Here is a 13,860-nt window from a genome sequence, read left to right on the forward strand (position 1 = left end):
GGCCATTGTCTTTTCAGCGTCAGCTACGCCGTCTTGAGCGCCGCGATCGCATCTGCAATCGCAATGGTGCGCTTTGCCATCTCGACATGCAGCCGCTCGACCATCTGGCCGTCGAGTTGCACCACGCCTTTGCTGGCGTTCTCCGGCAGATCGAACACACCCATGATCTTGCGCGCGCGGGCGATCTCTTCAGCGGGCGGCGTGTAGGCCGCGTTGGCAGCATCGATCTGGCCCGGATGGATCAGCGTCTTGCCGTCGAAGCCCATGTCGCGGCCCTGCGCGCACTCCTTCGCGAATCCGGCCACATCGCTGATGTCGTTGTAGGGGCCGTCGAGAATCTCAAGGCCATAGGCACGCGCCGCGAGGATGCAATGTGTGAACAGCGGCAGCATTGCCGCGCGGCCCGGCAGCATCCGCATTCGTGTTTCGCGCGCGATATCGTTCGGCCCCATGATGAAGCCGGTGAGGCGTTTGTCGCCTTCGCGCGCGGTCGCAGCGATCTCTTGTGCCGAAAGAACGCCAAGCGGGGATTCGATCATCGCCCACAGCACGATGCCCGGATCAGCCTTGAGCATGCGCAGGCGCTCCTCCAGCTTCTTGATATCGGCGGGGCGTGAAATCTTGGGCACCAGAATCCCGTCGGGCTTCGCTCTGGCGGCCATGGTCAGGTCGTCCTCCCACCACGGCGATTCCAGATTGTTGATGCGGATGATGATCTCACGCTTGCCGAAGCCGCCGGCGGCGACGGCCTGTGCGATCTGATCGCGCGCCATCGATTTTGCGTCAGGCGCAACCGAATCCTCAAGGTCGAGGATGACGGCGTCGCAGGGCAGGTTCCGCGCCTTGTCGAGCGCGCGGGCATTCGAGCCGGGCATGAACAGGACACTGCGGCGCGGACGGATCATGGTCTGGTTTCCATTGGGGAAGCAGCCTGAGTAGCACTTCCGTCCCGCGCCCGAAAGGCTTGTTCGATTGGCTCTCCTAGGTTAGCCAACCCCTGCGCGCTCCCTTGTTACGAACTTGCGAGGCCTCCTATGTCGCCATTCCCCGAACACCTGCTCGCCGGCTACCAGACCTTCGTCACCCAGCGCCTGCCCACCGAACAGTCGCGCTACCGCGAACTGTCGCAAAAGGGGCAATCCCCCGAGGTCATGGTGATCGGCTGCTGCGATTCCCGTGTCTCGCCGGAGGTGATTTTCGACGCCGGACCGGGGGAACTGTTCGTTGTCCGCAACGTCGCCAACCTGGTCCCGGTGTTCCAGCCCGACAACAACGCGCACGGCGTCTCGGCAGCGCTGGAATATGCAAACCAGGTCCTGAAGATAAAGCACATCGTCGTGCTCGGGCACGCGCAGTGCGGCGGCATTCGCGCCTTCGTCGACGACAGCGCACCGCTGTCCCCCGGCGACTTCATCGGCAAATGGATGTCGATGTTCGTCAAGCCGGGCGAAAAGGTCGCGCAGCGCGACCACGAAACGATGCAGCAGTTCGTCACCAGGATCGAGAAGGCCGCGGTCCTGCGCAGCCTGGAAAACCTGATGACATTTCCGTTCGTGAAGAACCGGGTCGAGAGCGGCGAGTTGCAGCTCCACGGCGCCTATTTCGGAGTGGCCGAAGGCTCGCTGTCCATCGTCGACCAGAGCACGAACGAATTCAGCCGCGTCTACCAGCCGTCCTTGGTCGGCTAGGATGGCCGGTCAGTGGCCGGCCTTGTTCGACGCCCCGTGATCGCCGAGCTTGTCCGACCACACGATCAGCAGCGTTGAGACGACAAATACGAGATGAATGCCGGCGAGCCAGGCGAGCTTCTGGGCGTCGAACGCCACATCGATATTCATGAACGCTTTCAGCACCTGAATCGCCGAGATCGCGACGATCGACGCCAGCAGCTTCTGCTTCAGCCCGGCGAAGTCCACCTTGGTCATCCATTCCGGCCAGTCGGGATGGCCGCGCGGATCGATCCGCGAGACGAAATTCTCATAGCCCGAAAACACCACGATCAGAACCAGATTGCCGGTCAGCGACACGTCGATCAGCGACAGCACGCCGAGAATGATGTCCGATTCCTTCGCCAGGGTGGCGTGAGCGATAAACTCGACCAGCAGCGCGACGAACTTGAACAATAGCACGAGGAGGCTGATGACGAGGCCGAGATAGAACGGCGCCATCAGCCAGCGGCTGTTGAACAGCAGGGATTCGAATGCGTGCTCCGCACGCTTCAGCTTTGGATTTGGCCGGTATTCCGCAGGAGAGGGCCGGTGCTCAGATGGCTCGCTTGTCATCCTGAATTCCCGGCCCCGTTTTCCTGCTCACATCAGGCGGCTCAGGCCGCCTTCTTTTTCGGCTGCAACAGCTTGCGGTTGACCAGGCATTCCGCGATCTGAACTGCGTTCAGCGCAGCGCCCTTGCGCAGATTGTCCGACACGCACCACAGCACGAGACCGTTCTCCACCGTCGCATCCTCGCGGATACGGCTGATGTAGGTGGCGTCCTCGCCGGCGGATTCGTACGGCGTGACGTAGCCGCCCGGTTCCCGCTTGTCGATCACGAGGCAGCCCGGCGCAGTGCGCAGGATGTTGCGTGCTTCATCCGCAGAGATCGGATTCTCGAACTCGATGTTGACGGCTTCCGAGTGGCCGACGAACACCGGCACGCGCACGCAGGTCGCGGTCAGCTTGATTTTGGGATCAAGAATTTTCTTGGTCTCCGCCATCATCTTCCACTCTTCTTTGGTGAAGCCGTCCTCCATGAACACGTCGATCTGCGGGATGACGTTGAAGGCGATCCGCTTCGGGAATTTGTTATTGACCAGTTCGTCGTTGGTGTAGACGGCCTTGGTCTGCGAGAACAGTTCGTCCATCGCGTCCTTGCCGGCGCCCGAGACCGACTGGTAGGTCGAGACAACGACGCGCTTGATCTTCGCCGCATCGTGCAGCGGCTTCAGCGCAACGACGAGCTGCGCGGTCGAGCAGTTCGGATTCGCGATGATGCCCTTCTTGCGGAAATCGTTGACCGCATCCGCATTCACTTCCGGTACGATCAGCGGCACATCCGGATCCATCCGCCACGTCGACGAATTGTCGATCACGACGGCGCCCGCCGCGGCGATCTTCGGCGACCATTCCTTGGACACGGCACCGCCGGCCGACATCAGGCAGATATCGACATCGCTAAAATCGTAATGTTCGAGCGCTTTGCATTTCAGGGTGCGGTCGCCATAGGACACTTCGACGCCCATGCTGCGGCGGGAGGCCAATGCGACCACCTCGTCAGCCGGAAAACTGCGTTCGTCCAAGATGTTGAGCATCTCCCGGCCTACGTTGCCGGTCGCTCCAACTAGCGCAACCTTGTAACCCATCGTTGACTCTCCGAAGAAAAATGCCTCGCCCTCGCTGTCTGTAGAAAGGGAAGAGGCAGCGCTTCTATGCGAAAAACGGCCCAAATACAACGCAGAAGCAACTGCGGGGGCAGGTGACGTCAAGTGGTGGCAGGTCTTGTGGCCATGACCACGGCGGAAGCTCGTTCCCGTTTTCGAGAACGGAACAGAACGTCCGACGAGTCAGATATGAACCCGATCCTGCTCGACCAGCCCCTTCCGAGTACCTCCGGCATTCATCCGGCGCTGCGCAGCTTTGCCGACGAATGCAGCGCCGTGGCGGTTCGCATCTTCGCCTATATCTGCGGCCTCGCCGTGCTGGCGGTAATCGCGGTAGATCTGGTGTCTGCGGTTCCGGTTGCCGCCAATACCGGAGATCTTGTCCTCCCCGCTCAGCCGAGCTGGGTTCCGGCCAGTCGCCCGCATCCGGCCTTCGCCATCAGCAAGCTTGATTTATCAGATAAAACAAATGCTTATGAAATCTTGCGGCACCCGGAAGGCGGCCGCAGGGATATCCTGCGCTGGGCCGCTCATGCCGGCGAGGCGCCCACCGCCGAGATCGAGATTTACCGCGCCGGCGGCGAACTGGACGCATTCGCGGCCGCTGACGCGGATATCGCAGCCCGGATGGCCGGAGGGCGCCCGGCCGAGGTCGAACCTGCGGGGTTCGTCGACACCAAGTTCGGCCCGGTCAGCCTGCTCCGTTTCAGTGGGGCTGCCCTCCCCGGCCGGCAGGACTGTCTTGGCTTTGTGAAAACCTTCTCAAGCCCGAGCGTCAGAATAAGCGGGTGGTCCTGTCAGGCCGACTCGCTGGCCGCGCAGCGCGCGTTCCTCGGCTGCACGCTGAACCGGCTGACCCTGCTCTCGGCCGGCAACGATCCGAAGATCGCCGAACTGTTCGCGCGCGCCGAACTCAGGCGCGACACCTGCACCACGACGACAACCACCGCTTCCGCGAACTGGATCGTCTCCGGCGACGCTCCGCAGTTACGCGGCCCGCTCACACAGGATTGAGACGATCAGTCAGAAACTGCACACCGGGAATTCAGAAATGTCCTTCGATCACAGTCACATCTCAACCGCCGGCAACTACGCCGGGAAGATGGTGCGCTATTCCTTCTACGCGGTGGGGACGATTGTCCTGGCTCTCATCGGCATTGTGGTTGTGCGTGTCACCAGCTTTTTCGATCAGCCGAGCCGCGTGAGCGCCAAGGCATCGTTCCAGGTCAGCGCGCCCGAACTCACGCGATTGTCGCCGACGGCCAACTCCGCGCGATTCAACGCAGGCTGGCAGGAGATCCTGCAATACGGCCAGGTTTACGATCGCAACACCGACTTCACGCTTGTGATCAACATGCCGGCCAATCCGGACACACCGGTTGTCCGCGACTATTCCTACGAGATGTCCAGCCTGAGGCCGCTGCTGCGCACGGCCTATATCGGCTCCAATACCTACTACGATTTGCAGACCCGCTTCGGCCCGGTCCGCGCCGCGAATTTCCAGGTCAATTCCGACGGCCAGATCAAGCTCTGCGTGTCCTATCTCAGCCGCTTCGAAACCACGGCGGTGTATCTCAAGGGCTGGTATTGCGAGGCCAGCGGCGCGCGCCCGAATTTCCATACGCTGGCCTGCATCCTCGACCGCATCACGTTGAAGGGCGTACTGCCGACGCCGGCCGCACAGACGTTCTTCGAGGAACGGATGAAGCGTTCGCCGCGTTGCAGTGCCGAGCCGGTCTCGCAGACCACCGACACCCGGCCGCCGCGCCCGCCCCGCCGGCTCTGAAGGCTGGAATCGCGCCTTTCCCGCCCTATCTGAATATCGCGCGACGATCATCCGGCAAGTGTGGCCCATTCGTCCTTGTGGGAGACCGCCGGACAGGGGTATGGTGCGGCGCAATTGGGAATGTGACGAGGATTCAATGGCTTTGAAGTACCCGGGCGCGAAAACACTGGCGATGCTGCTGGCCACGGCCGCGATCGTGACCGCCGGATTCGGCGTCACTGCCGCCGATGCCCAGACCCGGAAGCGCGTCGCGGTGGAAGACCCGACCTATGACGGCCCTCCGCGCCGGGCGGAAAACCGCGTCTACCAGCGTGGCCGGACCCGCGTTTACGTGACCCGCCGCTCGTGGCTCGATGCCGGTACCGAAGTGCGGCCAGGCGAGCGCAAGTTCACCGACTACGCCTTCCCGCCGGGCTACTCCTACGGCCAGCAGATCGACCGGCTCTACACAAGCCGCCGCCCGCTTGGCGACCAGTGGGACACCGGCACGCCGTTCCCGTTTCCGCTCTACTGATTTTCAGCGAAAAATATTCGCATGATCTGATCCGAAAACCGGTACCCCCTTTTCGGAATCATGTGCGACCAAAATGCCCGGCACCAGCCGGGCATTTTTATGCCGATTTGCATAAGGCAAAGCGGTGACGGACTTCGGCGCAAAGGGCGGAATAGTGACCGCGCCCGAGGCCTGCAAATTTGCCGATGACCGGCGCGGAAGCGCGCTTTTGCGCTTTGCAGTCGCCAGCCTCGGGATTAAAGTCCGGCATATTTTACCGTTTGCCCGCATCTGATTTTGAGGATCGGCCTTGCGCCTGCGACTTTCGATTCTCGTATGGACAATCCTGATCGCTGCGCTGACGCCGGCGCTCGCCGAGAAGCGCGTGGCGCTGGTGATCGGCAATTCGGATTATCAAAACGTCTCGCCGCTCACCAACCCGGCCAACGATGCGGCGGCCATCGCAGCGATTCTGACCAAAGCCAACTTCGACGTCGTCGACGCCAAATCGAATCTGACCGGCATCGAGATGAAGCGGACGCTGCGCGACTTCGGCAACAAGGTCCGCGATGCGGACGTGGCCGTCATCTACTATGCGGGCCATGGCATCGAGCTTGAGGGCACGAACTATCTCATTCCTGTCGATGCAAAACTCGAAATCGACACCGATGTTCTCGACGAAGCGTTTCCGCTGGATCGCTTCATCGTCGCGGCCGATCCTGCCAAACAGCTCCGGCTGATCATTCTCGATGCATGCCGCGACAATCCGTTCAACAAGACGATGAAACGGACCATCGGCTCGCGCGCGGTTAGCCGCGGACTGGCGAAGGTCGAACCGACGAATCCCAACACGCTGGTGGCGTTCGCCGCGAAGGCCGGATCGACGGCCTCGGACGGCGAAGGCAAGAACAGTCCGTTCGCCGCGGCGCTGGTCAAGCACATGACCAAGCCCGGCCTCGATCTGCGCAAGGCCTTCGGCTATGTGCGCGACGATGTGCTGAAAGCGACAAGCAACAAGCAGGAGCCGTTCGTCTATGGCTCGCTCGGCGGCAATGACGTTTCGCTCGTGCCTGCCGTCGTGACGGCTGCGGCAGCCTCGACGCAGCAGACAGACCCGAACTCCGCGCTCCGCCGCGATTACGAACTTGCCGAGCGCGTCGGCACCCGCGAGGCGTGGGACTATTTCATCGCGACCTATCCGGACAGCTTCTACGCCAAACTGGCCCATGCCCAGCGGAACAAGCTCGCAGCCGAAGAAGCCCGCGTCGCCGCAACAGAAAAGGCAAAGACCGCACAGGAAGAACAGACACGCCTCGCCATCGAGGGCGCGAAAAAAGCCGAGCAGGACAAGGCCGCCGCCGAGGCGCGCAAGGCCGAACAGCAGCGCGTGGCAGCCGAACAGGCGAAGAAAGCGGAAGACGCCAGGCTGGCCGAGGCCGAGAAGGCCAAGGCTGCAGCGCTCGCAAAGGCTGAGCAGCAGGCGCGCGTCGCCGCCGAGAAGAAGGCGGCTGACGAGGCCAAGGGCGCTGAGGCCGCGCGTCTTGCTGCTGAAAAGAAGACCGCCGAACAAAAAGCCAGGGATGACAAGCCCGTCGGCCCTGTCGCATCGCTGGCACCGGATCAGTCAGCGCCGAAGCCCGATGCACCGGTTGTGGTCGCTGACATTCCAAAGCAACTGCAGATCGAACTGAAGCGTACCGGCTGCTACCTTGGCGCCACCGACGGCAACTGGACCACGGCGGCACAGAAATCACTCGATCTGTTCAACAAGAACGCCAGCACGAAATTCGACGTGAAGCTGGCCAGTGCCGACGCGCTCGATGCGGTGAAGGCCAAGCAGGGCCGCGTATGTCCGCTCGTCTGCGAATGGGGATACAAGGCCGACGGCGACAAGTGCAGCAGGATCACGTGCCGCAAGGGCTATGAGGTCGGCGACGACAACACCTGCGAAAAGATCGAGGTGAAGAAGAAGCCGGAACCGGCGAAGCGCAACACAGTCGCGAAACCTGCTGACGACAAGCCAGACCCGGCGCTCTCCTCATCGAAACAACACTGCACTCCGTCGGCAGGAACCGCCGCCGTCCCGGGAAATCCCTGCCCCTCCCGCGAAACCAAGTCGCAGGCCGAATCCACTTCCAAGATCGCCCTCTATGCCCGTTGCCGCGCGAAACATACCCCCAATGCCTCAATGGCCATGAATGGCTTAAACAGCGGCAGCATCTTCTCCGCCATCGAAGCCTGCGTCGCTCGTGGAGGAAATTAACCTGCACCGTCAGCGCGTCAGCGCGTCCAGTTCCTTCACAATCGCCTCGCCCATCTGCGACGTGGAGACCACGGTCGAGCCTTCCGACTTGATGTCGCCGGTGCGCAGGCCCTTCGCCAAAGTCGCCGCGATGGCCTGATCGATCAGGTCCGCTTCCTTCGGCATGTCGAAGGAATAACGCAGCGCCATGCCGAACGAGGTCAGCATCGCCACCGGATTGGCCAATCCCTTGCCGGCGATGTCCGGCGCCGAACCGTGCACCGGCTCGTACAGCGCCTTGCGCTTCTTGGTTTTGGGATCGACCTCGCCCAGTGACGCCGACGGCAGCATGCCAAGCGAACCGGTGAGCATCGCCGCGATGTCGGAGAGAATGTCGCCGAACAGGTTATCCGTGACGATGACGTCGAACTGCTTGGGCCAACGCACGAGCTGCATCGCGCCGGAATCCGCGAGCTGATGCTCAAGCTCGACATCCTTGTATTCGCGCGCGTGAACCTGCGTCACGACTTCCTTCCAGAGCACGCCGCTCTTCATGACGTTGTGCTTTTCCATCGACGTCATCTTGTTGCGGCGCTTGCGCGCCAGCTCGAAGGCGACGCGCGAGATGCGCTCGATCTCGTAGGTGTCGTAGACCTGCGTATCGACGGCGCGCTTCTGGCCGTTGCCGAGATCGGTGATGGTCTTCGGTTCGCCGAAATACACGCCGCCGGTCAATTCGCGCACGATCATGATGTCGAGGCCTTCGACGACATCCTTCTTCAGGCTCGATGAATCCGCCAGCGCCGGATAGCAGATCGCCGGACGCAGGTTGGCGAACAGCGCCATGTCCTTGCGCAGACGCAGCAGGCCCGCTTCGGGGCGTGCCTCATAAGGAACGTCCGCCCACTTCGGTCCGCCGACCGCGCCGAAGATCACGGCATCCGCCGCCTGCGCCAGCGCCATGGTGGCATCGGTGATCGCAACCTTGTCGGCGTCGTAGCTCGAGCCGCCGACGAGACCGGTCTCGGTTTCGAACTTCGCGATGCCGCGCTTGCCGAACCAGTCGATGACGCGCTTCACCTCCGCCATCACTTCGGTGCCAATACCGTCGCCGGGGAGAAGGAGAAGTTTGTGCGATGCCATGATGATTGCCTCGATCAGTGTTGCTCGTCATGGCCGGGCCTGTCCCGGCCATCCATGTCTGCTTACGGAGTTTCAGAAGACGTGGATGCCCGCGACAAGCGCAGGCATGACGAAACGTAGGGAATTTGCGCGAACTTGCTAAAACGCCCTTGCAGAATTGGCAAGACACCATTGCCCCGTTGCGATTGGTCAAATCCGGCGGAAACTGCCATGTTGGCGGCCCTCCCGGAGCCGCCCCGTGACATCCTCCGAATCCGCCGCCCCGTTCGCGCGCCCGATGCGCATGATCCTGATCCTCGCGCTGGCGCCGGCCATCGGGCTCGGCATCGGCCGCTTCGGCTATACGCTGGTGCTGCCCGACATGCGCGACTCGCTCGGCTGGTCGTATTCGACCGCTGGCTTCATGAACACGATCAACGCCATCGGCTATCTCGCGGGCGCGCTGGGCGCCGCCGCCTTCATCCGCCGCGTGGGCGTATTCCGTTCGGTCTGGATCGGCGCGCTGGCCTGCGTCGTCTCGCTCGGGATCTGCGCGCTGTCGGGCCATGTGCTGGTGTTCGGCTTCGGACGCCTGCTGTCGGGCCTCGGCGCGGCAACGACCTTTGTCGGCGGCGGCACACTGGCGGCGACCATCGCGCAATCGCGGCCGATGAAATCCGCGCTGCTGCTCAACCTGTTCTACACCGGCCCCGGCACCGGGCTGATCGTCTCGGGCCTCGCCGCGCCATTCCTGTTGCAGTACTTCGGCCCCGGCTCGTGGTGGATCGTATGGGTGGCGCTGACCATCATCTCCGGCCTGATGATGATTCCGCTGATGCTCAATCCGATCGACGTCGCCGCCAGCGAAACATCGGCGGCGGCAGCACCGGTGGCATTGCGCCCGATTGCGATCTATCTCGCCGGCTACTTCCTGTTCGGCGCCGGCTACATCGCCTACATGACCTTCATGATCGCCTATGTCCGCGACGGCGGCGGCGGCGCGGCGGCGCAGAGCGCGTTCTGGTGCCTGATCGGACTGATGTCGTTCGCGGGCTCGTGGCTGTGGCGCGGACTGATGGCGCGCGGCAACAGCGGCATCACCATCGCCACCATGATCGCCGTGACCTGCGTCGGCACGCTGATCGCGCAGCTGGGCACGTCGCCGCTGCTGCTGATGGCATCGGCTTTCGTGTTCGGCCTGTCGTTCTTTCCCGTGGTGGCCGCCACCACCGTCTTCACCCGGCTGAATTATCCGCCGGAAGCTTGGGCCAAGGTGATCGGTGTGATGACCATCACCTTCGGGCTCGGCCAGACACTCGGCCCGTTCGTCACCGGCGCGATTACCGACGTGATGGGCCTGCCCTACGCGCTTCGGGTTTCCACCGCCGCGCTGGCGCTGGGTGCGATCCTCTGCGCATTCCAGCGGCCGGTGAAAGCGTAAAGCCGCCATCGCAAAATCAGGGAATGGTGCTGAGAGGCCGGCGCGAGTCACACCGCCCGTCATTGCGAGGAGCGAAGCGACGAAGCAATCCACTCTTCGCTTGTCTTAAGCTGGATTGCTTCGCTTCGCTCGCAATGACGATGACCCGGAAACGTTACGACGCCGACGACTGAGTCCGCCGGAACATCTCGATCAGCCGCTCCAGCTTCGATCCCTTCGCAGGCGCCGCCTCGCCGTCGCGCTCGTTCTTCGAGAAGAACTTCGTCACCGCGACAAAGAACACCGGCACCATCAAGAGCGCCAGCACCACGACCGCGATCATGCCGCCCATCACCGTGGTGCCGAGCGCCTGCTGACTTTTTGCGCCTGCGCCGTTTGCAATCACCATCGGCAGCACGCCGCAGACGAACGCGAGACCCGTCATCAGAATCGGGCGGAAACGCAGATGGCAGGCTTCCATCGTGGCCTGCATCAGCGGTGTACCCTTCGCGCGCAGATCCTTGGCGAACTCGATGATCAGGATCGCATCCTTCGCGGCGAGGCCGATGATCGTGATCAGCGCCACCGTGAAATAGACGTCGTTCGACAGGCTGCGCGACATCGCCGCCACCACCGCGCCGAGAATGCCGAGCGGCACCGTCATCAGCACCGCCAGCGGAATGGTCCAGCTCTCATAGAGCGCGGCCAGACACAGGAACACGATCAGCGCCGAGAGCGCGAGCAGGAACGGCGCCTGCGAGCCCGACAGCTTTTCCTGCAGCGATTGTCCGGTCCATTCGAAGCCGAAGCCGCGCGGCAGCTTCTCGGTCAGCCGCTCCATCTCCACGATGGCGTCGCCCGAGGTGTAGCCGGGCTTGGCTTCGCCGGAGATACGCACCGACGGATAGTAGTTGAAGCCGACGATCTGCGTCGGGCCGACCATCCACTTGATGGTCGCGAACGACGACAGCGGCACCAGATCGCCGCGGCTGTTCTTGACGTTGTACTTCAGGATGTCCTGCGCGTTCATGCGGCCGACGCTGTCGGCCTGCACGATCACGCGCTGCATGCGACCCCGGTTCGGGAAGTCGTTCACGTAAGCCGAGCCGAGATTGGTCGAGATCGTGCTGTTGATGTCGGCGAAGGTGACGCCCTGCGCGGCCGCCTGCTCGCGGTCGATCACAAGCTGGACCTGCGGCGCTTCGGGCAGGCCTTCCGCGTAGACGTTCTGCAACACGGGGCTCTGCTTCGCAGAAGCCAGCAACTGCTCCTTCGCCTGCATCAGCGCGGCATAGCCCTTCTGGCCGCGATCCTGCAGACGGAACGAGAAGCCGGACGAGTTGCCGAGGTTGTCGATCGGCGGCGGCTGCAGCGCGGAGACCTTGGCGTCACGGATCGAGCGCAGCGAACTGTTGATGTCCGCCACAATGGCGGCGGCGGAATCATTCGGGCCGCGCTCCGACCAGTCCTTCAGCGTGACGAACGCCTGCGCCGTGTTCTGGCCCTGCCCTAAGAAGCTGAAGCCGGTGAGGAAGGTCACGTCCTCGATGCCCGAGCGCTTCGCCAGATACTGCTCGACCTTCTCCACCGCAGCCTGCGTACGATTGAACGAGGATTCCGGCGGCGTCTGGACGTCCACCGTGATGAAGCCCTGATCGTCCACCGGGAGGAAGCCGCCGGGCAGGCGCGAGAAACCGAACACCAGAGCGCCGAGCAGCACCGCGTACAGGATCAGCAAACGACCGGTGCGATGGATCGACCAGCCGACCACGCGGCCATAGCCGTCCCGCGCGCCATCAAGGCGCTTGTTGAACCAGCCGAACACGCCGGTCTTGGCGTGACCGTGTCCCGCCTTCACCGGCTTGAGCAAGGTGGCGCACAACGCCGGCGTCAGCGAGAGCGCCATCAGCGCCGAGAACGAGATCGCGGCCACGATGGTCACCGAGAACTGGCGGTAGATGATGCCGACCGAGCCGGGGAAGAACGCCATCGGCACGAACACCGCGATCAGCACCAGCGTGATGCCGATGATGGCGCTGGTGATCTGCGACATCGCCTTGCGCGTCGCCTCCTTCGGCGACAGTCCTTCCTCGGACATGATGCGCTCGACGTTTTCAACCACCACGATGGCGTCGTCCACCAGAATGCCGATCGCCAGCACCATGCCGAACATGGTCAGCATGTTGATGGAGTATCCGAACATGTAGAGCGCGACGCACGTTCCGAGCAGCGCGATCGGCACCACAATGGTGGGGATCAGGGTGTAGCGGAAGTTCTGCAGAAACAGGAACATCACGATGAAGACGAGGACCACGGCCTCGATCAGCGTCTGCACCACCTTGGAGATCGACGCCTTGACCACCGGCGTGATGTTGTAGGGAATGTCGTAGGTGATGTTGGACGGAAAGAACTTCGACAGTTCATCCATCTTCGCCTGCACCGCGCTGGCGGTCGCGAGCGCGTTGCCGGTCGGCGCGAGCAGCACCGAGAGACCGGCGATCGCCTTGCCGTCCTGCCGCGTGGTGAACTGATAGCCCATGCCGCCGATCTCGATCCGCGCGACATCTCTCAAGCGAACAGTCGAGCCGTCCGGATTGGCGCGCAGCACGATGGCGCCGAACTCGTCGGCGGAAGTGAGCTGGCCCTTCACCAGAATGAGCGCGGAAATCGATTGATCCTTGCGGCTCGGCTCGGCGCCGACGCTGCCGGAGGCGACCTGCGCGTTCTGGGCGGTGATGGCGCGGGTCACATCGTCCGCGGTGAGGTTGTAGCCGACGAGCTTGACCGGATCGATCCAGATGCGCAGCGAACGCTCGGTCGAATATAGCGTAGCGCGGCCGACGCCGGGAATGCGGCGGATTTCGCCGAGCACGTTGCGGATCATGAAGTCGCCGAGGCCGACTTCATCGAGGCTGCCGTCGGTCGACTTCAGCGTGATGATCTGCAGCACCGCGCTGGACGCTTCCTCAACGAGAATGCCCTGCTGGATCACCGCACGCGGAAGGCGCGCCTCGACGCGCTTGATGCGGTTCTGCACTTCAACCGACGCGAGATTGGAATCGGTGCCCGGAACGAAGTTGGCGATGATTTCCACTTGACCCAGCGAGTCGGAGGTGGATTCGAAATTGAGAATGCCGGACGCGCCGTTCAGTTCTTCCTCGATCAGCCGGGTGGTCGAGTTGTAGAGCTCTTCCGGCGACGCGCCGGGATAGCTGGTCGAGATCGAGATCGAGGGCGGCGCGATGATCGGATACTGCGCAATCGCCAGAAATGGAATCGAGATCAGTCCGATCAGACAAATGAACAGCGCAACCACCCAAGCGAAAATCGGGCGGTCGATAAAAAAGGCGGGCATGGACGTCGCTCTCTCGAATCTGGTTCCAGGAATCTGCTTCGGACCGGCGCAGACGCATCAACTCTT

The 13,860-nt window shown here is 62.7% G+C and carries 11 protein-coding genes; 6 read left to right on the forward strand and 5 right to left on the reverse strand.

Translation table 11 applies throughout. The annotated features are described in order from the left end of the window. Window positions 1–23: 23 nt before the first annotated feature. On the reverse strand, window positions 24–905 hold the full coding sequence (locus AC1Q67_RS10540; protein ID WP_492234168.1) for an HpcH/HpaI aldolase/citrate lyase family protein: 882 nt from the start codon (window positions 903–905) through the stop codon (window positions 24–26). A gap of 129 nt (window positions 906–1,034) precedes the next feature. On the opposite strand from AC1Q67_RS10540, the gene AC1Q67_RS10545 reads away from it, so the two are divergent. Then, window positions 1,035–1,688 carry a carbonic anhydrase gene (locus AC1Q67_RS10545; protein ID WP_492234167.1) on the forward strand — a complete coding sequence of 218 codons (654 nt, stop codon included), beginning with the start codon at window positions 1,035–1,037 and terminating at the stop codon, window positions 1,686–1,688. A 9-nt stretch (window positions 1,689–1,697) separates the two neighbouring features. Here AC1Q67_RS10545 and AC1Q67_RS10550 read toward each other — a convergent pair whose 3' ends face one another. Together AC1Q67_RS10550 and AC1Q67_RS10555 are read right to left on the reverse strand one after the other, a co-directional pair. Next, the gene (locus AC1Q67_RS10550) at window positions 1,698–2,282 is read right to left on the reverse strand and encodes a TIGR00645 family protein (RefSeq protein ID WP_492234166.1); all 585 of its coding nucleotides are present in this window, start codon (window positions 2,280–2,282) and stop codon (window positions 1,698–1,700) included. 41 nt (window positions 2,283–2,323) lie between these two features. Next, window positions 2,324–3,358 carry an aspartate-semialdehyde dehydrogenase gene (locus tag AC1Q67_RS10555; RefSeq protein WP_492234165.1) on the reverse strand — a complete coding sequence of 345 codons (1,035 nt, stop codon included), beginning with the start codon at window positions 3,356–3,358 and terminating at the stop codon, window positions 2,324–2,326. Window positions 3,359–3,565: 207 nt separating this feature from the next. Here AC1Q67_RS10555 and AC1Q67_RS10560 point away from each other — a divergent pair, with 207 nt between their 5' ends. The 4 genes from AC1Q67_RS10560 (at window position 3,566) to AC1Q67_RS10575 (ending at window position 7,918) form a co-directional block, all read left to right on the forward strand. Continuing rightward, entirely contained in the window at window positions 3,566–4,390 is an 825-nt protein-coding gene (locus AC1Q67_RS10560; protein ID WP_492234164.1) for a hypothetical protein, read from the forward strand. Window positions 4,391–4,427: 37 nt separating this feature from the next. Then, window positions 4,428–5,162, forward strand: coding sequence for a hypothetical protein (locus tag AC1Q67_RS10565; protein WP_492234163.1), 735 nt, complete (start codon window positions 4,428–4,430; stop codon window positions 5,160–5,162). A 136-nt stretch (window positions 5,163–5,298) separates the two neighbouring features. After that, window positions 5,299–5,676 carry a hypothetical protein gene (locus AC1Q67_RS10570; RefSeq protein WP_492234162.1) on the forward strand — a complete coding sequence of 126 codons (378 nt, stop codon included), beginning with the start codon at window positions 5,299–5,301 and terminating at the stop codon, window positions 5,674–5,676. Window positions 5,677–5,965: 289 nt separating this feature from the next. Then, a complete protein-coding gene (locus tag AC1Q67_RS10575; protein WP_492234161.1) occupies window positions 5,966–7,918 on the forward strand; it encodes a caspase family protein in 1,953 nt (650 codons plus the stop codon). A 9-nt stretch (window positions 7,919–7,927) separates the two neighbouring features. Here AC1Q67_RS10575 and leuB read toward each other — a convergent pair whose 3' ends face one another. After that, window positions 7,928–9,040 (reverse strand): 3-isopropylmalate dehydrogenase, encoded by a 1,113-nt coding sequence (gene leuB, locus AC1Q67_RS10580; protein WP_492234160.1) that lies wholly within the window; start codon window positions 9,038–9,040, stop codon window positions 7,928–7,930. A gap of 277 nt (window positions 9,041–9,317) precedes the next feature. Between leuB and AC1Q67_RS10585 the strand changes: the two genes are divergently transcribed. Further along, a complete protein-coding gene (locus tag AC1Q67_RS10585) occupies window positions 9,318–10,460 on the forward strand; it encodes a YbfB/YjiJ family MFS transporter (RefSeq protein WP_492235668.1) in 1,143 nt (380 codons plus the stop codon). A 154-nt stretch (window positions 10,461–10,614) separates the two neighbouring features. Here the strand turns inward: AC1Q67_RS10585 and AC1Q67_RS10590 are convergent, their stop codons facing one another. Next, entirely contained in the window at window positions 10,615–13,794 is a 3,180-nt protein-coding gene (locus tag AC1Q67_RS10590; protein WP_492234159.1) for a multidrug efflux RND transporter permease subunit, read from the reverse strand. Between the last annotated feature and the right edge of the window lie 66 nt (window positions 13,795–13,860).

This window comes from Afipia sp. GW823-FHT06G09 (assembly GCF_058794875.1).